At 43.4% G+C, this 20958-nt stretch carries 20 protein-coding genes and 2 tRNA genes; 14 read left to right on the forward strand and 8 right to left on the reverse strand.

Features of this window, described 5'->3' with window-relative positions:
• Positions 1–124: 124 nt before the first annotated feature.
• A complete protein-coding gene (parE, locus tag PEB0122_RS09985) occupies positions 125–2203 on the reverse strand; it encodes a DNA topoisomerase IV subunit B (protein WP_075917053.1) in 2079 nt (692 codons plus the stop codon).
• A 175-nt stretch (positions 2204–2378) separates the two neighbouring features.
• On the opposite strand from parE, the gene PEB0122_RS09990 reads away from it, so the two are divergent.
• Together PEB0122_RS09990 and PEB0122_RS09995 are read left to right on the forward strand one after the other, a co-directional pair.
• Positions 2379–3338, forward strand: a complete 960-nt coding sequence (locus PEB0122_RS09990) for a glycosyltransferase family 2 protein (RefSeq protein ID WP_075917055.1) — start codon at positions 2379–2381, stop codon at positions 3336–3338.
• Positions 3335–4225 (forward strand): ChbG/HpnK family deacetylase, encoded by an 891-nt coding sequence (locus PEB0122_RS09995; RefSeq protein ID WP_075917057.1) that lies wholly within the window; start codon positions 3335–3337, stop codon positions 4223–4225. The genes PEB0122_RS09990 and PEB0122_RS09995 overlap by 4 nt, the downstream gene beginning before the upstream one ends.
• A gap of 24 nt (positions 4226–4249) precedes the next feature.
• On the opposite strand, the gene PEB0122_RS10000 is transcribed toward PEB0122_RS09995, so the two are convergent.
• From PEB0122_RS10000 to PEB0122_RS10030, 7 genes are all read right to left on the reverse strand, one after another.
• On the reverse strand, positions 4250–4690 hold the full coding sequence (locus PEB0122_RS10000; protein WP_075917060.1) for a GtrA family protein: 441 nt from the start codon (positions 4688–4690) through the stop codon (positions 4250–4252).
• On the reverse strand, positions 4687–6237 hold the full coding sequence (locus tag PEB0122_RS10005; RefSeq protein ID WP_075917062.1) for a glucosyltransferase domain-containing protein: 1551 nt from the start codon (positions 6235–6237) through the stop codon (positions 4687–4689). Before PEB0122_RS10005 ends, PEB0122_RS10000 begins: the two co-directional genes overlap by 4 nt.
• An 11-nt stretch (positions 6238–6248) precedes the next feature.
• Positions 6249–6977 (reverse strand): lipoyl(octanoyl) transferase LipB, encoded by a 729-nt coding sequence (gene lipB / locus PEB0122_RS10010; protein ID WP_083650317.1) that lies wholly within the window; start codon positions 6975–6977, stop codon positions 6249–6251.
• 717 nt (positions 6978–7694) lie between these two features.
• Entirely contained in the window at positions 7695–8336 is a 642-nt protein-coding gene (locus PEB0122_RS10015) for a TPM domain-containing protein (RefSeq protein ID WP_075870881.1), read from the reverse strand.
• A gap of 5 nt (positions 8337–8341) precedes the next feature.
• Complete coding sequence (locus PEB0122_RS10020) at positions 8342–9187, reverse strand: TPM domain-containing protein (protein WP_075917066.1); 846 nt, start codon at positions 9185–9187, stop codon at positions 8342–8344.
• Entirely contained in the window at positions 9184–9813 is a 630-nt protein-coding gene (locus PEB0122_RS10025) for a LemA family protein (protein WP_075917220.1), read from the reverse strand. The genes PEB0122_RS10020 and PEB0122_RS10025 overlap by 4 nt, the downstream gene beginning before the upstream one ends.
• A 498-nt stretch (positions 9814–10311) precedes the next feature.
• Positions 10312–10387: transfer RNA gene (locus PEB0122_RS10030), tRNA-Val, on the reverse strand.
• Positions 10388–10626: 239 nt separating this feature from the next.
• On the opposite strand from PEB0122_RS10030, the gene PEB0122_RS10040 reads away from it, so the two are divergent.
• The 12 genes from PEB0122_RS10040 (at position 10627) to nuoK (ending at position 20953) form a co-directional block, all read left to right on the forward strand.
• Positions 10627–10703: transfer RNA gene (locus PEB0122_RS10040), tRNA-Asp, on the forward strand.
• Positions 10704–11282: 579 nt separating this feature from the next.
• Positions 11283–11648, forward strand: coding sequence for an NADH-quinone oxidoreductase subunit A (locus PEB0122_RS10045; RefSeq protein ID WP_075870706.1), 366 nt, complete (start codon positions 11283–11285; stop codon positions 11646–11648).
• Entirely contained in the window at positions 11639–12220 is a 582-nt protein-coding gene (locus PEB0122_RS10050; protein WP_075870705.1) for a NuoB/complex I 20 kDa subunit family protein, read from the forward strand. Before PEB0122_RS10045 ends, PEB0122_RS10050 begins: the two co-directional genes overlap by 10 nt.
• Positions 12221–12234: 14 nt before the next feature.
• Positions 12235–12846: an NADH-quinone oxidoreductase subunit C gene (locus tag PEB0122_RS10055; protein WP_075917068.1), complete on the forward strand. Its 612-nt coding sequence runs from the start codon at positions 12235–12237 to the stop codon at positions 12844–12846.
• A gap of 108 nt (positions 12847–12954) precedes the next feature.
• On the forward strand, positions 12955–14145 hold the full coding sequence (locus PEB0122_RS10060; RefSeq protein WP_075917221.1) for an NADH-quinone oxidoreductase subunit D: 1191 nt from the start codon (positions 12955–12957) through the stop codon (positions 14143–14145).
• The gene (gene nuoE / locus PEB0122_RS10065; RefSeq protein WP_075870702.1) at positions 14145–14804 is read left to right on the forward strand and encodes an NADH-quinone oxidoreductase subunit NuoE; all 660 of its coding nucleotides are present in this window, start codon (positions 14145–14147) and stop codon (positions 14802–14804) included. Before PEB0122_RS10060 ends, nuoE begins: the two co-directional genes overlap by 1 nt.
• A gap of 102 nt (positions 14805–14906) precedes the next feature.
• Complete coding sequence (nuoF, locus tag PEB0122_RS10070; RefSeq protein ID WP_075870701.1) at positions 14907–16214, forward strand: NADH-quinone oxidoreductase subunit NuoF; 1308 nt, start codon at positions 14907–14909, stop codon at positions 16212–16214.
• Between the two features lie 53 nt (positions 16215–16267).
• Positions 16268–18337, forward strand: coding sequence for an NADH-quinone oxidoreductase subunit NuoG (gene nuoG / locus PEB0122_RS10075; protein ID WP_075870700.1), 2070 nt, complete (start codon positions 16268–16270; stop codon positions 18335–18337).
• 24 nt (positions 18338–18361) lie between these two features.
• Positions 18362–19408 carry an NADH-quinone oxidoreductase subunit NuoH gene (nuoH, locus tag PEB0122_RS10080; RefSeq protein WP_075870699.1) on the forward strand — a complete coding sequence of 349 codons (1047 nt, stop codon included), beginning with the start codon at positions 18362–18364 and terminating at the stop codon, positions 19406–19408.
• 11 nt (positions 19409–19419) lie between these two features.
• The gene (gene nuoI / locus PEB0122_RS10085; RefSeq protein ID WP_075870698.1) at positions 19420–19911 is read left to right on the forward strand and encodes an NADH-quinone oxidoreductase subunit NuoI; all 492 of its coding nucleotides are present in this window, start codon (positions 19420–19422) and stop codon (positions 19909–19911) included.
• A gap of 99 nt (positions 19912–20010) precedes the next feature.
• Positions 20011–20631, forward strand: coding sequence for an NADH-quinone oxidoreductase subunit J (locus PEB0122_RS10090; RefSeq protein WP_075870697.1), 621 nt, complete (start codon positions 20011–20013; stop codon positions 20629–20631).
• Positions 20632–20644: 13 nt separating this feature from the next.
• Entirely contained in the window at positions 20645–20953 is a 309-nt protein-coding gene (gene nuoK, locus PEB0122_RS10095) for an NADH-quinone oxidoreductase subunit NuoK (protein ID WP_075870696.1), read from the forward strand.
• Positions 20954–20958: the final 5 nt, after the last annotated feature.

The following is a 20958-nucleotide window of genomic DNA, read 5'->3' on the forward strand; positions in this document are numbered from 1 at the left end:
ATGAAAATCAAACCATAATATTTCAATTTTAACGGTGTGAGATTTCAACGACGCTTTACGAGATTTTTTTTACAGTCAATTTTATTATTGTAGTTCGCTAAACGTTTAATTTTTCGATAAATTATCAAATATCCAGATTATCGGCGAATTCCGCATTTTCCTGAATGAAATGAAAACGGGCTTCAGGCTTTGATCCCATAAGATCCTCAACGACTTTTTTAGTCACCTGATTGCTTTCACTATCAATGTCGACTCGTAGTAAAGTCCTGTTTTTCGGATCCATGGTCGTTTCTTTAAGCTGGTCCGAACGCATTTCTCCTAAACCTTTGAACCGACCGATTTCGATTTTTCCACGGCCGGTAAATTTTGTCTTTAATAGTTCATCCTTATGGGCGTCATCCCGCGCATAGGCAACATTACCACCTTGCGAAATGCGATAGAGAGGCGGAACCGCTAAAAAAAGATGCCCCTTCTTTATAAGTTCCGGCATCTCCTGATAAAAAAAAGTAATCAGGAGCGAGGCAATATGGGCGCCGTCGACATCGGCATCTGTCATGATGATAATCCTATCATACCTCAGATCGCTCTCTTTATATTTTGAATGTGTGCCACAACCGAGTGCCAATATAAGATCGGATATTATCTGGTTATTACTCAACTTGTCACGGCCGGCACTGGCAACATTAAGAATCTTTCCGCGTAAGGGTAACACCGCCTGAGTTGCACGATTTCTGGCCTGTTTTGCCGAACCACCGGCTGAATCACCTTCGACGAGAAATAACTCTGCTCCCGCAGCGGAATTATGCGTACAATCAGCGAGTTTTCCTGGAAGGCGTAACTTCCGCACGGCAGTTTTGCGACTGACTTCTTTCTCCTGACGCCTTTTTAATCGTTCCTCGGCTCTCTCAACAACCCAATCAAGAAGTTTGGTGGCTTCCTGAGGGGAATTGGCGAGCCAATGATCAAACGGGTCACGAATCGCATTTTCGACGATTCGTTGTGCTTCGACGGTTGCCAAACGATCTTTGGTTTGTCCGACAAATTCCGGTTCACGGATAAAGACCGAAAGCATTACAGCCGCCGATATCATCACATCATCGGTGGTGATAACGGACGCCCGTTTATTACCCGTCAATTCGGCATAAGCCTTTAATCCGCGTAGAAGAGCCTGTTTCAAACCTGCTTCATGCGTACCACCTTCACCCGTTGGTATAGTATTGCAATAGGAATGGATAAAACCGTCACCACCGTACCACGTGATCGCCCATTCGACAGAACCATGGCCACCGCGCTGTTCGGTTTTTCCTGCAAAAATATCCGAAGTGACTTGATATTCCCCGTCAAGAGATGAACTTAAAAAATCTTTCAACCCGCCCGGAAAATGAAAAACAGCTTTCTCGGGAATATTGTCTTTCCCGATAAGCTTTGCCGGATCGCAACTCCAGCGAATTTCAACACCGCCAAAAAGGTAGGCTTTCGAGCGTGCCATTTTGTAGATCCGTTCAGGATCGAAAGCAGCTTTTGGCCCAAATATTTCTGCATCCGGATGAAAACGGACGCGTGTACCACGGCGATTATGGATTTCGCCTAAATCTTCCAGACCTGACTTGGGAATCCCGCGGGAAAACCGCTGTCGGTAAAGTTTGCGGCCACGCGCTACCTCCACCTCCATGTCATCTGACAAAGCATTGACAACCGATATTCCGACGCCGTGAAGTCCACCTGATGTTTCATATGCCTTTCCGTCGAATTTGCCGCCTGAATGTAATTGGGTCATGATAACTTCAAGCGTCGATTTATCAGGCATTTGCGGATGGTTCTCTACCGGTATACCGCGTCCGTTATCGGTAACTGTTAAATACCCGTCGGCATCAAGCGATACTTCGATAAAATTGGCATAGCCTGCAACAGCCTCGTCCATCGAGTTATCAATAACTTCTGCGAAAAGATGATGAAGTGCTTTACTGTCAGTGCCACCGATATACATTCCCGGACGCAAACGCACCGGTTCCAACCCTTCCAGCACACGGATAGATGAAGCATCATAGCTATCTTCTGCATCGGTTGTTACAGTCAAGGATTTCAACGTTTGTTTATCTTTTTTTTCGAGATTCACTTTTTTTGAAACGCCATCGGAAAGTTCTTTTGCCGTTTCTGTATTGCTTTGCAAATTTCCAAAAAGATCGTTATGTTTCTCGTCCATCGGTGTCGATTATCTATCCTAGGATTTATCTGAAGTTCAATTTGTACGAATCGTTCTATTTTTGCATATATGATGCGAAAAAGCGAGGATGTTCGTGTTCTGTTCGCAAGACTTTCAATTAAAATGAAATCATGTAAAAGATCTACATCAAGGGGTTTGTTTGCGGAATGCAAAGATGACAACAGTCACAGTAATTAGTCCGGTTTATAATGAAGGAAAAGGAATTGCGATTTTTGTCGAAGAAGTCGCACGAGTATTTTCTAAACTTGAGTATGATTTGACGATTATACTTGTCGACGACGGGTCTAAGGACACAAGCTGGTCGGACTTACAAAAAATTATTCCTGAAAAATTCCGAATTCAGGGTATTCGGCTTGCAAAAAACTTTGGCAAGGAATCGGCAATCGCAGCCGGCCTTTCTTTGGCAGATAGTGACGTTGTCATAACGATTGACTGCGATTTGCAGCATCCACCGGAATTGATGTCCAAAATGCTTGAATTGTGGGAAGAGGGGGCCGAAATTGTTTCGGCTGTGAAAGAGAAGAGACAACAAGAATCGTGTTTGGATCGTTTGGCGGCGGCAAGCTTTTATAAAATTTTTCACTGGATAACCGAAAATGATATTGGAGGAACGAGTGATTTTATTTTGCTTGACCGAAAAGTAGCAGATGCACTGAAATCACTACCGGAAAAGCTTTTCTTTTATCGAGGTGTTGTGCAATGGCTCGGTTTCAAGCAGGTAAGTGTTTCTTTTGTTCCTAAAAATCGTGAAATTGGGAAAAGCGGTTGGTCATTTTGGAAAAAACTGCATTTAGCCATAGATTCGCTAACGGGTTTTTCAGCAAAGCCTCTCGTTTTCATCTGGTTTATGACTTTCCTGTTTGTCTTATTTTCTTTAGTTGTTGGCGGTGACGCTGTCATCTCTAAAATTATCGGGAAATCGGTCAGTGGTTTTTCAACTTTGATCCTTGTCATTTTGATTACCGGTGTTGCGGTCCTCTCTTGCTTATGTGTTTTGTCGGCATATATCCGTCAAATTTTTTATGAAGTAAAAAGTCGTCCGCGTTTTCTGATCAGTCAAAAAATAAATCTGGGAGGCGGAGAAGATTCCAAGAACAGGAAAGCGCGAAAATGACACTTTTCTGCTTGTTTAATGCGGACGACTTTGCTGTTGATCGCGGCTGCTCGAGCGCAATCGTTACAGCACTAGAAAAAGGTCGGCTACAGGGCACCAGTGTTCTTGCCGGCGGTGAAGACCAATCAAGCTACGAAGCTTTAGATAAAACAGGTTGCAAGTTTATCAATACACATCTCAACCTTCTTGAGGGACGATCTCTTTCAGAAGGAGGGAGTGCGTTCGGATTGACCAGTGAACATGGCTTTTTTTGTTTGTCACTGGGGCAATTGATAAAAAAACTTTATTTTTCTTCTAAGAAAAAGTTGTTACAAGAATGGATATTCAAAGAATTTTGCCAGCAAATTGAATTCGTCCATAACCGTTTTAGTGATAGGCAAATAAGGCTCGACGGTCATCTTCATATCCACATATTGCCGCCATTAAGACCAGTGATCGAAGAGCTTTTAAAAAAATATCCGGTTTCCTACATACGCACACCATTAGAACTTGGATATATGAGGCGGTCAAATATTGTTGATAATATCAAAGGAAATTTGCGCCGGCAATTATTGGCTTTTTGGGCAAAAGATACGAGAGCTTTAGTGAGTCGCTATCAGGTGCCCACTTCCGACTTTTTTTTAGGAGCGACTGCGAGTTGCAACCTCGCTTTGGATGATATTGATAAGGGGTTGGCGTTGATATCAAGCAAAACGTCAGATCGCGATGTGATTATCGAGATAATGACACACCCGGTTAATAACGAAGTTTCGGAAAGCAATTTTTATAAAGATAGCCAGTATCGTCTGGCTCATAAGACAACTGAACGGCAAAAAGAACTTGAATTATTATTATCGGATGATCTTTTGGAGATCATGAGAAAATATAACGCTGTTTTTGTTGAATAATTCAAATAGAAATATCAGCCTATTTCATGCTTTTTTAAAAAATACAAAATGGTTTAAAAAATAATTGGCGAAAAGTCCTGCAAACGATCCGGCCGCAATAGCCAGGAATAAAGTCAATGGCGTGACATTGCCGGAGCTTTTTAACACAGTCATGCTCGCGCAGTAATTGAGCACACCGCCGATGGCTGCAAGCCCCATATAACTTCCCCAACCTTTCAGATTTTTGAAACGCGCTTCCCGACCTCGAAATGATATCCGACTGTTGAATATCCAAGTGAAAGTAGCTGCAACAATAAATGCGCACGCTCTGGCAATCCAAAGATTTAGACCAGATGTCTGTAATATCCAAAGAGTAAAAAAATCGATCCAGAATGCGATCGATCCGGAACATAAAAACAGCACAAACGACCTGTGATTCTTATAAATGTCCAAAACAACTTCATTCACATCCAAGCGTCGGGTCATTGGGGATCATCCCCGGTATTTTCATTATAATCGCTCAGGCACATATTTTTGCGTCCAAGCGAAATAAAAAGAAATTCGTCCAGGTCGAATATTCGATAATTCATAGTGTAGATATCAGGCAGCCGATTTTGGTTACATAATTCCGTAACCAGTTGAGCGGCGAGCCGCGTATTAGATATCATTTTTATGTTGTTATATCCGAATTCTTTTAATTGCGATGATAAGAGCCAGTCACTCCCATGAGGTATCATCACCGCAATAAGGCGCATTCTTTCGGCAGTATCTTTTATGTAAGAAGATGTTCCCAATCCGCCCAGAATGTAAATGGGCTTCTCGGGAGGAAACGATTCTAAAGATGTAGCGATACGGTATAAGTAATAACGGTTCAAATCATTTTGAATCCTGACTGCGCTATTCAAGATATAGCTAAAAACAAGCGGAAATAGCAGGAAAAAGCCGATTATTCCCCAAGTTGCTTTTGTATTTGCAAAAGTAAGAGCACCCCTTTGATTTTCTAGCTTTTGTAAACGCGTGACAAATTGAATGAGAAGAAAAAGAACGCAAACAGAAAAGAAGATAGATTGGGGCATAACCCTCGGTGGGATGCCGCTGTCACCTACGATTCCATACAACACACCAAGCGAAATGGGTAGCATGAATAAAAAAGCAATCGAGCAGATTGCCGCTCTCAAAACCGGTTTATCGAAGTGCGTATCGCGATAAAAGTGAAGTTGAATTTGTGCAAAACCGACGCAAATAGCTACACCATACAATATTTTACCGGTTGTTGACAAAAAGCCGAAATAACGTGAAAAAACATTTTCAGTCGTCACTGCAATGTAGTGAGCTGCACCTTTCGAACTTTGAAAGATAAATTGACCTTTCACCGCAGCATATTCATCGATAAATATTTTATCAAAAAAATAAAAGAAAACCGTGATTAATGCAGCAAAGATAACTGACTTTATGAAATATCTAATTGCAATGCTGATTTTTCTACCACGGTAAATATCAAATAGTGTTTCTACTAAAACAAGAATAATAAACATATTGATATAGGATTGGTAAAATCCCATAGAAATGAAGCAAAATATCGCAGATTTTATTTTTGAATTTTTGTAGTAGGCCCAACCCAACAAACTGCATGTCAATCCCATCGCCATTATCACACAATCAAAACGATAAAGATATGCAGCGAGTAGAAATGGATTGAAGATATAGGCGACGAGCAGAGCCGCAGTTACCGCGTTAAACGGAATTGAACGGATCTTTAAACATAGACACGCTGATACGATAGTTAAACATAACGCAATGATAAGAAAAAAGGGGGATGAATCCGGCATCCATTGCCAATCAGCAGAAAGAAAGAATGCTAAAACGTCAGCAAATGGTCGTCCATATTCGCTCCATCCCGGAGTTTGACTAACGAGCCTTTCAAAATCATCTCTATAATAATAATTACTTAGTATGAGAGGAAAATAAAATAAAAGCGTGGCAATAATTGCCGTGATATAAAATTTCTTCTGGTCTGTATTCTCGCAGATCATTTTGTTGCAACCTAAAGTTTTACAGAAATTGTGGCGCCAAATATTCTTTCAAACGTTTGTCTCAGGACAATGTCAACATCTGCCATGGTGACGGGCAGACCAAGATCAACAAAACTCGTCACACCATGATCCGATATCCCGCAAGGAACAATTCCAGCATAATGTGACAAATTCGGTTCAACGTTTAACGCAATTCCATGAAAACTTACCCACTTGCGCAAACGTATTCCTATTGCCGCAATCTTGTCTTCCGCCGGCTCGTTTTTAATTGTCGACGGCCGGTCGGGACGCACAACCCACACGCCCACGCGATCTTCCCGACGTTCACCTTTGATATTGAATTCGGCCAGAGTTTGGATGATCCATTCTTCCAACGCCCCTATAAAAGCACGGACATCTTCTTTGCGACGTTTCAGATCAAGCATGACATAAATTACACGTTGGCCTGGTCCATGATAGGTAAATTCTCCCCCACGTCCGGTTTGATAAACCGGAAACCGGTCAGGTGTTAAAAGGTCACTTTTTTTGGCGCTTGTACCGGCCGTGTATACAGCCGGGTGCTCCAATAACCAAATTCGTTCACGAGCGTCTCCGGAAGCTATTCTGGCAATTCTCTTTTCCATTTCTTCGAGAGCAAACGGATATGGAACTAGCTCGTCGCTTATGACCCATTCTACGGGCGGGGAAGCTTTTGTCGGTAAAAAATGGTGATCTAGGTTTTGTCGGATTATATTGTTCATCATATCCAGCCGCGAAAAATTTTTCCACGATAATTTATTAGCCTATGAAACTTAAATCAAGGAATTAGATCGTTGGAGATTGAAGGATTAGGACAATAGAGTGAATTGTAATATGTTAAAAATTATTAGTTTCAAATTTTATTTTCTAATTATAACAAGGTATTTGAATAAATATGAAATAATAATTTATGTAATTTATATTATTATAAATATTATTAGAATTTAGAATATACCATAGAATATATTCTAAATTCAAGAAATCCATAATTTTAAATGTATTCTTTAACGTTACAGAAAAATATCTGAATTGATCAAACAGTTTTTCCTGTAAAGCGTTTTTTCCGGTTTGCAAATCGGATATGGAATACTACAAATGTGAAGCTTGGTTGCTTCAACGGACGAGGTTAGACGAAGAAGGTGCAATATTTCAATTAGTGTTACAGTTGGCAAAAAAACAAACCAATGGCGTACAACTGCTTAATATTAACTCGTACCGATACTGCGATCTCTGTTTACCAAATGCGGGTTTATTCTATCTATAAACTTAATGGAGAAGTTGGTGTTTTTTATGAATAACGATATAAGAGCCAAGAGCAAAGAATAAGCCCATGACAATGAATAAAATTGGAGTAGGGCCACGGGCTTGATAGCGTAGCAAACCATCTTGAAACAAACATACGGCCAATAACGAATATCTGAAATACAAATAAAGAGTTATCAGAGTTCAATAATATGGTCAGGCAATTCGTTATCTATATGGCTGCTTTCCGGAAAATAGCACGTTAGTATTTCACCAGACTTTTTTATCGCTTCCACAAAAGCTTCGGTAAGTTCTCTATTTCGTGCCTTTTTCATCATGCCTTTAACGATCGCGTTCCATGTTTCCGGTGGTACTTTTTCCGAAATCTTTGTGTCAGCTATAACCTCGGCATAATGTTCCGCTTCTGAAATAAACAAAAGAATGCCGGTGCGCTTTTTTGTCCGGTTGATATTTTGCGCCAGAAACTGACGCATAGCGTTTTCATGACAAATACGATTTTTAATCGAAGCGGGAGTTATTGCCAATCTTAAAGCCGGAATAATGGACAGATAGAATAAGCCTAAAAGATGTATGGTAAGAAAAATTGACGCGAAATAATGAAGCGGAATGTCATACCGCCAAAAATGCAGACAATAAGCAACTATGATCGAACAGAAAAAGACAAAGACAGTCCACATAAAAAACGAAATAATAAAATAGCTGTCGCTTCCTTTTGTAAATACAGCAAAAATTTCACCACTGGTTGTTTTTTCGGCAGAATGAATTGCAGCGCTGATTCTATCGCGTTCAATCACATCCGATAAAGCCTGTTTATTCATTGATATTACCATCTTCCTGATGCACCACCGCCGCCAGACGAACCACCGCCGCCTCCGAATCCTCCACCCAAGCCGCCAGATCCCCCGCCAAAACCTCCTCCGAATCCTCCACCGCGACCCGATCCGAGAAACCAAAGTACAAAGACGATACCGAGCCAGCGATAGCGTCCAGGGCCAACTTTCGTTCCGAAAATTGAAGCCAATATCGGAAGTACGACGAAGATGAAAAACACAATGAAAGTTATGGCATTGGCTATTAAATCCTGTTTTCGCTGCTGCTCGATCTTCTCCTGTTCGATTTGCTGGTAAGCTTTTATCCGGGAATCAAAGTCGGCTTTACTCCCTGTCAGAATGTCTTCGATTGCGTTGACGCCTTCACTTATTCCCTTATCAAAATTCCCATTCCTGAAATTTGGTATGATTATCGCATTAATAACAGTTGAAGACAGAGCGTCTGTAAGTATCGCTTCCAGCCCATATCCAACTTCAATTCGTACTTCCCGTTCATTCGGTGCTACTACCAATAGTACGCCGTTGTTTATTTGCTTTTGCCCCAAAGCCCAATGTCTGAATAAGCCGTTTGCATAAGTTTCTATATCGTAGCCGTAAAGGCTAGGAAGAGTGGCTACGACGATCTGGTCACCCGTCTTTTGCTCAAGTGACGCTAGCTTGGTACCAAGAGATGTTTTTGTTTCCGAACTAAGTAAATGCGCATTGTCGACGATGCGATTCGATAGTTCGGGGAAATTCAAGCCACCTGAAGAGGCATTGGATAAAGTCCAAACAGAACTAAAGGCCAATATTATGAAGAAAATTATCCTTATGAAAACTGGCCTAGGTAAAAGAATCATTTGTTGAACTCAACCTTGGGGGCTTTTTCGGCGGCCTCGTCGATTGAAAATGTGGGCATTGGTTTTGCATCACGATACCATAACCACGTCCATATCATAGTCGGCATCGTCTTGAGAGCTGTGTTATAGACACGCACTGCTTCGATATAATCTCTTCTTGCTACTGCAATGCGATTCTCGGTTCCCTCAAGCTGCGATTGTAATGCAAGAAAATTCTGATTCGCTTTTAGATCAGGATAGTTTTCGGCAACAGCCATCAAGCGGGACAATGCTCCCGTCAGATTGGACTGGTTATTGATAAATTGTTGCATAGCTTCGCGGTTGTTGAGCATATCGGCGTTGATATTTGTTTGCGTTGCTTTCTCCCGCGCCTCTACAACGCCGGTCAACACAGCCTGTTCATGTTGAGCATATCCCTTAACGGTTTCGACAAGGTTTGGAATCAGATCGGATCGCCGTTGATATTGGTTTAATACTTCACTCCAAGCAGCATGTGCTTTTTCCTCATTGGTTGGAATTGTATTGAAACCGCAGCCTGCCAATACTGGAAGAAAAAGAGAGATCAATAAAAAGATAAAAGGCAATTTGACCGAATTTCGGTCGTCAACGAGATGAACGGCTTGCATAAAATCTTCTCCGAATATGAACACCATATTGATGCAGATAGGAAAAACTTCCCCTTCGGAAAGAGCTTTTGAAAAATTTTATGGCTTTTTTTGAGACATTACGAACGACTCGTAAAAATTCACCCTTTAAATTGGTTAAAACTGGAAAATTGTTGAGTCTTACTGCATCACAGTACGAATGGTCCTGACAGAGCGCATTAACTGCAACGGTACCCCTTTGATAGCGAGACAGTCAGGTTATGATTCACCATCGTGTATTGAAATGCTATGGAGATACGTGGAAACAGCTTACATGCGGAAAAAGTTATCCTGTTGACCTCGCTGTTATTATACCAGTTACCTTCATTAAGGAGTTGGAAAGTCGCTAGAGACCGACAGTCATTACAACATGAAGAGGGGGGCGGGAATTCAATTAGATGCGACAAACGATACAATTTCCCAAACGTCTGCGCTCAATAGGTTTGATAAGCCAGTTAGTAAAAGAATGAAAATGGAGAATGGTAGGCGATGAGAGACTCGAACTCCCGACATCCTCGGTGTAAACGAGGCGCTCTACCAGCTGAGCTAATCGCCCGCCGTTACCGTGGGTTGGTAACAACTGACGCACTCTTTAGGCAAAACTTTTGCTAAACGCAAGAGAAAGATGACACTTAAAATAGATTTTTTGCTTAATTTTTTTTGGCCACGCTGTTTTTCCACGTTTTTCGCGAAAAAAACAATTTTTGTGAAAAAACTATCTGCTTGTCGCTTGACAGATGCAAGCGAACACCTTAAACGACCGCACACAGTCACAATGACTGAACTGAAAAGTGCGCGGGTGTAGCTCAGTTGGTTAGAGCGCCGGCCTGTCACGCCGGAGGTCGCGGGTTCGAGTCCCGTCACTCGCGCCATTTTTCAGATGGCTATTTTAGCTGATCATGGCTAATGTTTGACTTTTTGTTTAGATAGTCAAAGCCTTCGTTTTATTCTTTATTGCTCCCCCCCCCTGATTTTTGATTAAACTTTTAATTGTTATGAGTTTGTATTTGGCTCTCCTGATAGTGAATCTGATGTCGAATGGCATATGGTGGTATACTTTGTGTCGTTTTGGTCCAAAAGTGACGTAAATATTATCGTTCGCTAAAACGTGACTGAATGAATAAAAGATGAATTGTTTGAATTTTAGAGCGGAATAATCGCTGTAAAAAATATCCCAATATATTGTTTTTCAATTATTTTTTTCAGAATTGATCACTGTTATACAAACCTATGCTTGTAAAACTCGTTCTGGATTTTGCACAACTTACGATTTTATGATAGCGTTTGCTATTGCGTAAGAGCGTTTGGTGGGGTAACGCTTAACGCAGATTTTATCGCACGGCATGCCCTTTAAGCTGCACGGGCGGGATTAACTTACAAGCCGGTTTTGCTACGTTTCAGGTAGACTCCGGTAGTGTTAGTTCAGCACCTTTTAAAGGCAGAAGTGGACCATGACCGATCTGATAAGTTCTTATTTGCCAGTATTGATTTTTATAATCGTGTCGGCGTTGATCGCCGGTATACTGTTGATAATGCCTTATATTGTGGCTTATCGTTCTCCCGATCCGGAAAAACTTTCAGCATATGAGTGCGGATTTAATTCCTTTGATGACGCACGTATGAAGTTTGATATTAGATTTTATCTGGTTTCCATTCTGTTTATTATTTTCGACTTAGAAGTTGCGTTTCTATTTCCTTGGGCTGTGTCATTCGATGCGGTCGGTATGTTCGGTTTTGTTTCTATGTTGGTGTTTTTGGCTGTATTGACCGTCGGCTTTATTTATGAGTGGAAAAAAGGAGCACTTGAATGGGATTGATTCATGACAATTCGACACTGGTTGCTCCCAAACCAAAAGGTATTATAGACCCGAATACGGGGAAATTGATCGGTTCGGATGACGAATTTTTCAATAATATCAGCGGTGAACTTTCGGATAAAGGTTTTTTGGTAACCTCTGTAGATGCACTTGTTACCTGGGCACGTACCGGTTCGTTGATGTGGATGAGCTTTGGCCTTGCGTGTTGCGCGATCGAGTTAATGCAATGCTCGATGCCGCATTATGATAATGAACGTTTTGGTTACGCTCCACGCGCCTCACCGCGCCAATCAGATGTGATGATGGTGGCAGGAACCTTGACAAACAAAATGGCACCGGCGTTACGTAAGGTTTACGACCAGATGCCTGAACCTCGCTACGTTATTTCTATGGGCTCATGCGCCAATGGAGGAGGGTATTATCATTACTCGTATTCTGTTGTACGCGGATGTGATCGTATAGTGCCAGTTGATATCTATATTCCTGGTTGTCCTCCAACGGCAGAAGCTCTCCTTTATGGAGTTTTGTTGCTACAAAAAAAGATACGTCGCACCGGTTCTATTGAACGGTGAGGGGAGAGCAAGTGATGAATAGTGAAGCGCTTAAGGAATTGCAGTCTTATCTCGCAGAACGGTTGGAGAGCGTAATTGATGAGTCTGTTTTTGCTTATAATGAATTGACGGTTGTAGCTAAACTTGACGCCATTATTGATGTCCTTTCTTTCCTTAAGGATGATTCACATTGTCAGTTTGTCGGTCTTGTCGACATTTGCGGTGTTGATTTTCCCGAGAGGGAAAAACGTTTCGACGTCGTTTATCATTTATTGTCTCCTCGTCATAATTTACGTTTGCGCGTTAAAGTACGCACCGACGAAGATACTCCTGTACCTTCTGCGTGCAGTGTTTATCCGGGGGCGGAATGGTATGAGAGAGAAGCTTACGACATGTATGGCATCTTGTTTTCGGGTCATCCGGATTTGCGGCGTATTTTAACGGATTACGGCTTTGAAGGACACCCTTTACGCAAGGATTTTCCGACGTCCGGTTTTGTCGAATGTAGATATGACAATGAATTAAAACGGGTTATTTATGAGCCGGTTGTGCTTCGTCAGGAAATGCGAAATTTTGATTTCATGTCGCCTTGGGAAGGGACAGACTATGTATTGCCGGGCGACGAGAAGGCCGGGGGAATAAAATGAAATTGCAGACGTGTTTTCCGGACATAAATAGTCGTGATTTTGGTCGAAAACCTATTACTGTAATTGACTGGGTAGTTGTTGAATTGCAGCAAGGCAAAGGAGCGGGTCGTGGCTGAGGTCAATGTCCGTAATTTCAATATAAATTTTGGTCCGCAACATCCTGCTGCGCACGGTGTTTTGCGTATGGTGCTGGAGCTTGATGGAGAAATAGTCGAACGCGTCGATCCGCATATCGGGCTTCTTCATCGTGGCACCGAAAAGCTGATGGAAACAAAAACCTATTTGCAAGCGACGCCATATCTTGATCGGTTGGACTATGTTGCTCCAATGAATCAGGAGCACGCGTTTGTGCTTGCAGTCGAAAAATTGCTTGGTATTGAAGTTCCAAAGCGCGGTCAGCTTATTCGTGTACTTTTTTCGGAAATCGGTCGTATTCTCAATCATTTGTTGAATGTCACGACGCAGGCTATGGATGTTGGTGCTTTGACGCCGCCGCTCTGGGGGTTCGAACAGCGCGAAAAACTTATGATTTTTTATGAGCGCGCCTGTGGAGCAAGGTTGCACGCAAATTATTTTCGTCCTGGTGGGGTGCATCAGGATTTACCGGAAAAACTCGTTGAAGATATCGGAAATTTTATTGATCCTTTTCTAGTCGCTTTGGATAAGCTTGATGCTCTTGTTACGCCGAACCGTATTTTTAAACAACGCAATGTCGACATCGGTGTAGTCAAGATTGAAGATGCATGGGTGCGTGGATTTTCAGGTGTGATGATCCGGAGTGCCGGTGTTCCGTGGGATTTGCGGAAGAGTCAACCCTATGAATGCTATGACGAAATGGACTTTGATATTCCGGTGGGGAAAAATGGCGATTGTTATGATCGTTATTTGATCCGTATGGAAGAAATGCGCCAGTCTGCACGTATTATGCGTCAATGTGTAGAACGTTTGTTAAGCACTGAAAAAGACGGTCCGGTTTTGGCGGAAGATCATAAAGTTACACCGCCCAGAAGAGCGGCAATGAAAAGTTCAATGGAGTCTCTTATCCATCATTTCAAACTTTATTCTGAGGGTTTTCATGTCCCCGCGGGTGAGGTCTATGCTGCAGTAGAGGCACCTAAAGGTGAATTTGGCGTGTACCTTGTTTCGGAAGGTAAAAATAAGCCTTATCGTGTGAAATTACGTGCGCCTGGTTATGCGCATTTGCAAGCGATGGACTTTTTAACTCGTGGACATATGCTTGCGGATGTTACAGCAATCTTGGGTTCTATTGATATTGTTTTCGGGGAGGTCGATCGCTGATGACTGTGCGCCGTCTTGCCAATGAAGCCGTCCAACCTGCTTCTTTTTCCTTTAATAAGGAGAACTTGAAATGGGCAGAGAAGACTATTGCCAAATATCCTGAGGGACGGCAAAGGTCTGCTGTTATTCCGTTATTGATGCGCGCTCAGGAGCAAGAAGGATGGGTGACTCGTGCAGCAATAGAATATGTCGCGGATATGCTTTCAATGGCATATATTCGGGTTTTGGAAATAGCGACGTTCTATACGCAGTTCCAACTCAAACCTGTTGGTACAAAGGCGCATGTTCAAGTTTGCGGAACAACACCCTGCATGTTGAGAGGTGCCGGAGAACTGATCAAAGTTTGTAAAAACAAGATCAATGAAGCGCCGTTTGAAACCAACAAAGATGGTACGCTTTCCTGGGAAGAGGTTGAATGTTTGGGCGCTTGTGCAAATGCACCAATGGTTATGATCTTCAAGGATACTTATGAAGATTTAACACCGGAACGTCTGGAAGAAATCATTGATGCATTCGAGGCAGGCAAGGGTTCGTCTATTCCGGTTGGCCCGCAAAATGGTCGAAAAACATCCGAGCCGATTACGGGACTTACTTCATTGTTGGATGGTGACCAGAAAACAACAAAGAGGAAATCGTCCGCAAAAAAAGCGGAGGAGTGAGTTATTGCTTGAGGTTAAACTGAGATAGTGAATTAGGAAGACTATTAATAAATCAGTTTAAAAAAGTTGAGTAACGTATTGAAACAAAGGAAAAGGTGAGAAATGCTGGCTGATAGTGATCGCATCTTCACCAATATATACGGTTTAAAGGACAAGTCTCTTAAAGGCGCGATGTCTCGTGGCTGTTGGGATGGTACAAAAGCCATTCTTGAAAAAGGACGCGACTGGATTATCAACGAGATGAAAGCATCCGGTTTGCGTGGGAGAGGTGGTGCCGGTTTCCCGACAGGCATGAAATGGTCGTTCATGCCTAAACAGGATGATGGGCGTCCGCACTATCTGGTTGTCAACGCAGATGAGTCAGAGCCGGGTACCTGCAAGGATCGCGAAATATTGCGTCACGATCCTCATACCTTGATTGAAGGATGCGTAATTGCAACCTTCGCTATGGGGGCGCATACTGCGTTTATTTACGTGCGCGGTGAATATATCCGCGAACGCGAGGCCTTACAGGCAGCAATTGATGAATGCTATGATGCCGGGCTTCTCGGTAAAAAAACAAAACATGGTCATGCTTGCGATATTATCGTTCACCATGGCGCAGGTGCCTACATTTGCGGTGAAGAAACGGCACTTCTTGAAAGTCTGGAAGGTAAGAAAGGCCAACCGCGTCTGAAGCCACCTTTTCCTGCCAATATGGGCGTTTACGGCTGCCCCACAACGGTGAACAATGTTGAATCAATTGCAGTTTCACCGACGATTTTGCGTCGCGGGGCGTCGTGGTTCTCTTCTTTCGGCAGGCCTAACAATGTCGGGACGAAGTTGTTTATGTTCTCCGGACATGTCAATACACCATGCGTTGTAGAAGAGAGCTTGGGACTAACCTTTCGCGAATTGATAGAAAAACACGCTGGCGGAATTCGCGGCGGTTGGGATAATCTTTTGGCAGTTATTCCGGGTGGTGCATCCTGCCCCGTTGTTCCGGGCGAGAAAATGCCTGAAGCAATCATGGATTTTGACGGCATGAAAGCCATAGGTTCATCGTTTGGTACCGGTGGCGCAATTGTGATGGATAAATCAACAGATATTATCAAGGCGATCTGGCGTATTTCCGCATTCTTCAAACATGAAAGTTGCGGACAATGCACACCGTGCCGTGAGGGTACCGGCTGGATGATGCGGCTTTTGGGACGTATGGTTGAGGGCAGGGCACAAAAGCGTGAAATTGACCTTTTGTTCGATGTTTCAAAACATGTTGAAGGACATACGATTTGTGCTTTGGGCGATGCTGCGGCTTGGCCGGTTCAAGCGTTGATCAGAAATTTCCGTCCGGAAATTGAAAAACGCATTGATGATTATACTCGTAATGCTGTTCAAAGTAAGAATATTGCTTTGGAAGCAGCCGAATAAAAGACAGATTGAAGTTTTAAGGTTAAGCGGTTTTTCCGCGGACTGGAATAACAATGGCGAAGATCAAAATTAACGGAAAAGAGATCGAAGTACCGGATCACTATACGCTTCTTCAGGCTGCAGAGGCAGCAGGCGCAGAAGTTCCACGGTTCTGCTTTCACGAACGTCTTTCGGTCGCTGGCAATTGCCGCATGTGCCTTGTTGAAGTGAAGGGGGGACCGCCCAAGCCAACAGCATCCTGCGCGATGGGTGTCCGCGATTTGCGTCCGGGTCCTAATGGCGAACCACCGGAAATGTTTACCAATACACCGATGGTAAAAAAAGCTCGTGAAGGAGTTATGGAATTTCTCCTTATCAATCACCCGCTTGATTGTCCTATTTGTGATCAGGGTGGCGAATGTGACCTGCAAGATCAGGCCATGGCTTATGGTCATGATTTTTCGCGTTATAAAGAGGATAAGCGGGCCGTCGAAAACAAGTACATTGGTCCTTTGGTTAAAACGGTGATGAATCGTTGTATTCACTGTACAAGATGTGTTCGTTTTACGACAGAAGTTGCCGGTATATCCGAACTCGGATTAATAGGACGTGGTGAAGACGCGGAGATTACAACCTATCTTCAACAGGCAATGACGTCCGAATTGCAGGGCAATGTCATTGATCTTTGTCCTGTCGGCGCATTGACATCTCGCCCTTACGCATTTCATGCTCGTCCGTGGGAACTCACAAAGACGGAAACGATTGATGTAATGGACGCATTGGGCAGTGCCATTCGTGTAGATACGCGTGGTCGTGAAGTCATGCGTATTATGCCCCGTGTCAACGATGATATTAACGAGGAGTGGATTTCGGATAAAACCCGCTTTATTTGGGATGGTTTGCGTACTCAGCGGCTTGACCGGCCTTATGTTCGTAAAGGCGGAAAATTGGTTGAGGCAAGTTGGACCGAGGCATTTTCGGCAATAAAATCGGCTATCGATTTTGCGTCGCATGATAAGATCGGTGCTGTTGCAGGAGATTTTGCTACCGTCGAAGAGATGTATGCACTGAAACTGCTGTTGAAATCGCTAGGTTCGTCAGCTGTTGATTGTCGGCAGGACGGAAGTGTTTCCTCAAGCGTGACGGGGCGTTCTTCATATATTTTCAATCCGACAATTGCCGGCATTGAAGATGCTGATGCATTGTTGATCATTGGCTCCAATCCGCGATTTGAGGCGGCCGTAATGAATGCGAGAATCCGCAAGCGTGAACGGCAAGGCAATTTCCCGATTGGTCTTATCGGAGACAAGTTGGACTTGCGTTATCCTTACACCTATCTTGGTGCAGGCTCTGATACGCTATCGCAATTGCTTGGTGGTAAGAACGAGTTTTTCGAAGTTTTGAAAAAAGCTGAAAAACCGTTAATTCTAGTCGGACAAGCTGCATTGGTAGGTCAAAACGGCGAAGCAATATTGAAGGCGATCTCAAAGCTTTGTGACGAAGTCGGAGCACTGTCGGATACATGGAACGGTTTGGGTATTTTGCAAACCGCAGCGTCACGTGTTGGTGGGCTGGATATCGGTTTTTCATCCAATCTTGGCGCTGACGATATCGTCAAGTCATCCGAGGTGTTATTCCTTCTTGGAGCAGACGAGATAAATCTTGATCAAAAGAAAGGATTTGTCATCTATATCGGTAGCCATGGTGACAATGGTGCGCAAAACGCCGATGTCATTTTGCCAGCTTCGGCCTATACGGAAAAATCAGGTATTTATGTCAATACCGAGGGCCGTGTGCAGATGACTGCGCGTGCTGCATTCGCACCAGGCGAAGCCAAGGATGATTGGGCGATTATCAGAGCCTTATCAGAAGTTCTGGAACATAAGTTGCCGTTTGATTCACTTGCTGACTTACGCAAAAACCTGTTCGAAAATTATCCGCATATGGCCAATATAAACGCCATCAAAGCGGGTGATTACAAAGAGGTAGAAAAGCTAGGTTCGCATCCTGTCAAACTTGGCAAGCAAGTTTTTTCGTCTTTGATAAAAGATTTTTATTTGACTAACCCTATTGCCCGCGCGTCGGCGGTAATGGCTGAGTGTTCAGCCCTTGCAAAAGCTCGACTGACAGAAGCGGCAGAATGAAAGTAGAGAGGAAAAATAAAGACAATGGGTGATTTCTTTATGACCTGGCTGCTTCCCCTGCTGATTATTGTCGGCAAAGCGCTGCTACTTTTGGTGGTTTTATTGATTATCATTGCCTATCTGCTTTATGCAGATAGAAAAATCTGGGCAGCAGTCCAGTTGCGTCGGGGTCCAAATGTTGTCGGGCCTTGGGGGCTGTTCCAGTCATTTGCAGACTTGATCAAGTTCGTCGTCAAGGAGCCAATTATCCCGGCAGGCGCAAATAAGGGTGTATTTTTGCTTGCACCTTTTATTTCTTCAACATTGGCATTGTCTGCTTGGGCAGTGGTGCCGGTCAGTGAAGGTTGGGCAGTTGCAAGTTTAAACATCGGGCTATTGTATATTTTGGCTATATCATCCCTTGAAGTTTATGGCGTTATCATGGGGGGATGGGCTTCCAACTCGAAATATCCTTTTCTTGGCGCTTTGCGTTCGACTGCCCAGATGGTTTCGTATGAGGTTTCGATAGGCTTCGTTCTGGTTACCGTCATTCTGGTGAGTGGTTCACTTGATCTGACAACTATTGTCAATGGTCAGAAAGCCGGCCTTGGTACAAATATCGGATTGCCGTTCAATACATTCCTTGATTGGAATTGGTTGGCGCTGTTTCCGATGTTCATCATCTTCTTCATCTCTGCCTTGGCTGAGACCAATCGTCCACCGTTCGATCTGGTTGAAGCAGAATCCGAACTTGTTGCCGGCCATATGATTGAATATTCCTCGACGCCTTATATGCTGTTCTTCCTTGGCGAATATGTAGCAATCGTGCTTATGTGCGCATTGACTACAATTCTTTTCCTTGGTGGTTGGCTGCCTCCGCTTGATGTTTGGTGGCTCAATTGGGTTCCGGGAATTATCTGGTTTGTATTGAAGGTTTGCTTCGTTTTCTTCTGGTTCGCCATGGTTAAAGCATTCGTTCCCCGTTATCGCTACGACCAGTTGATGAGATTGGGATGGAAAGTATTTCTTCCGATTTCATTGGCAATGGTGGTTATTACGGCGGCCTATTTGAAATTCGTAAGTTTTAGTTGAGGGTGAGGAATATGTCTGGTCTTTTTCAAGCAGCCAAGTCACTTCTTCTGATAGAATTCTGGAGTGCATTCTGGCTTTCCATGCGCCAGTTCGTCGCTCCGAAGCCGACGATCAACTATCCTTACGAAAAGGGAGTCGTATCTCCACGGTTTCGTGGCGAACATGCTTTGCGCCGTTATCCTAATGGTGAAGAGCGTTGCATTGCTTGCAAGCTTTGCGAGGCTATCTGTCCGGCACAGGCAATTACTATCGAGGCTGGTCCTCGTCGTAATGATGGTACACGCCGGACAGTGCGTTACGATATTGATATGGTTAAATGTATTTACTGCGGGTTTTGTCAGGAAGCTTGTCCGGTGGAAGCTATTGTTGAAGGACCGAACTTCGAATTTGCGACTGAAACCCGGGAGGAGCTTTATTATGACAAAGAAAAATTACTTTCGAATGGTGATCGTTGGGAACGTGAAATAGCAAGAAATATTGCTATGGACGCACCCTATCGGTGAGTTTGGAAAAATCTTGCAGTTGCGTTCATTGACGCGACAAAATTTAAATCGGCGTAAATATTTTGCGTCAACGTGTTTGGTTTAACTTAGGGGAAACCAATGTTAACAGGTATAGCAGCGGCATTCTTTTATTTGTTCGCTTTCATTATGCTGGCAAGCGCAGTTCTGGTCGTTGCCGCGCGTAATCCGGTGCATTCGGTCTTGTTCTTAATTCTGGCATTTTTTAATGCGGCAGCGTTGTTTATCCTGACCGGTGCGGAATTTCTTGGTCTAATTCTGCTGGTTGTTTATGTGGGTGCGGTTGCTGTTTTATTCTTGTTCGTCGTAATGATGCTTGATGTGGATTTCGCCGAGCTTAAAAGAGGTGCGCTGAAATATGCACCGATTGGCGCTTTGATCGGAATAATTATCGCTGTCGAATTGATAGTCGTTTTTGCAAGTTCGCATTTTTCACCGAACTTGGCCGAGCACGTAACCGAGCCGATGCCGAGTTTAGCGGAACGTACAAATACGCAGGCGTTGGGTGATATCCTCTATACCGATTACGTTTTCTACTTCCAGCTTGCCGGGCTCGTTTTGCTCGTGGCAATGATCGGAGCGATCGTTTTGACATTACATCATCGCTCGGGCGTAAAAAGGCAGTCGATTGCAAAACAAGTTGCGCGGATGCCCGAAGATACACTCGAAATTAAAAAAGTTGAATCTGGTAAAGGTATTTAACGGGAAGAATAATATGCACATTGAAATTGCTCACTATCTGACCGTTTCTGCATTGTTGTTCACAATTGGTGTCTTTGGCATTTTTCTGAACAGAAAAAACGTCATTATTATTTTGATGTCGATTGAGCTCATATTGCTTTCAGTCAATTTGAATTTTGTGGCCTTCTCTTCGGTTTTACACGACCTCGTAGGGCAAGTATTTGCGCTTTTTGTGTTAACCGTCGCCGCAGCGGAAGCCGCGATCGGCTTGGCTATTCTGGTTGTATTCTATCGTAATCGCGGTTCGATTGCGGTTGAAGATGTTAACGTGATGAAAGGCTGACGCGT

The organism is Ditibartonella apis, from assembly GCF_001952075.1.
Classification (GTDB): domain Bacteria; phylum Pseudomonadota; class Alphaproteobacteria; order Rhizobiales; family Rhizobiaceae; genus Bartonella; species Bartonella apis.

Excerpts from the sequence above, each read along its gene's own strand:
- PEB0122_RS10015 (WP_075870881.1), bottom strand. The coding sequence starts at position 8,336 with ATGAATAAACAGGCTTTATCGGATGTGATTGAACGCGATAGAATCAGC.
- PEB0122_RS09990 (WP_075917055.1), top strand. The coding sequence starts at position 2,379 with ATGACAACAGTCACAGTAATTAGTCCGGTTTATAATGAAGGAAAAGGA.
- PEB0122_RS10000 (WP_075917060.1), bottom strand. The coding sequence starts at position 4,690 with ATGACCCGACGCTTGGATGTGAATGAAGTTGTTTTGGACATTTATAAG.
- nuoK (WP_075870696.1), top strand. The coding sequence starts at position 20,645 with ATGCACATTGAAATTGCTCACTATCTGACCGTTTCTGCATTGTTGTTC.
- PEB0122_RS10055 (WP_075917068.1), top strand. The coding sequence starts at position 12,235 with ATGAATAGTGAAGCGCTTAAGGAATTGCAGTCTTATCTCGCAGAACGG.
- nuoH (WP_075870699.1), top strand. The coding sequence starts at position 18,362 with ATGGGTGATTTCTTTATGACCTGGCTGCTTCCCCTGCTGATTATTGTC.
- PEB0122_RS09995 (WP_075917057.1), top strand. The coding sequence starts at position 3,335 with ATGACACTTTTCTGCTTGTTTAATGCGGACGACTTTGCTGTTGATCGC.
- lipB (WP_083650317.1), bottom strand. The coding sequence starts at position 6,977 with ATGAACAATATAATCCGACAAAACCTAGATCACCATTTTTTACCGACA.
- PEB0122_RS10025 (WP_075917220.1), bottom strand. The coding sequence starts at position 9,813 with ATGCAAGCCGTTCATCTCGTTGACGACCGAAATTCGGTCAAATTGCCT.
- nuoG (WP_075870700.1), top strand. The coding sequence starts at position 16,268 with ATGGCGAAGATCAAAATTAACGGAAAAGAGATCGAAGTACCGGATCAC.
- nuoE (WP_075870702.1), top strand. The coding sequence starts at position 14,145 with ATGACTGTGCGCCGTCTTGCCAATGAAGCCGTCCAACCTGCTTCTTTT.
- nuoI (WP_075870698.1), top strand. The coding sequence starts at position 19,420 with ATGTCTGGTCTTTTTCAAGCAGCCAAGTCACTTCTTCTGATAGAATTC.
- PEB0122_RS10005 (WP_075917062.1), bottom strand. The coding sequence starts at position 6,237 with ATGATCTGCGAGAATACAGACCAGAAGAAATTTTATATCACGGCAATT.
- parE (WP_075917053.1), bottom strand. The coding sequence starts at position 2,203 with ATGGACGAGAAACATAACGATCTTTTTGGAAATTTGCAAAGCAATACA.
- nuoF (WP_075870701.1), top strand. The coding sequence starts at position 14,907 with ATGCTGGCTGATAGTGATCGCATCTTCACCAATATATACGGTTTAAAG.
- PEB0122_RS10050 (WP_075870705.1), top strand. The coding sequence starts at position 11,639 with ATGGGATTGATTCATGACAATTCGACACTGGTTGCTCCCAAACCAAAA.
- PEB0122_RS10090 (WP_075870697.1), top strand. The coding sequence starts at position 20,011 with ATGTTAACAGGTATAGCAGCGGCATTCTTTTATTTGTTCGCTTTCATT.
- PEB0122_RS10020 (WP_075917066.1), bottom strand. The coding sequence starts at position 9,187 with ATGATTCTTTTACCTAGGCCAGTTTTCATAAGGATAATTTTCTTCATA.
- PEB0122_RS10045 (WP_075870706.1), top strand. The coding sequence starts at position 11,283 with ATGACCGATCTGATAAGTTCTTATTTGCCAGTATTGATTTTTATAATC.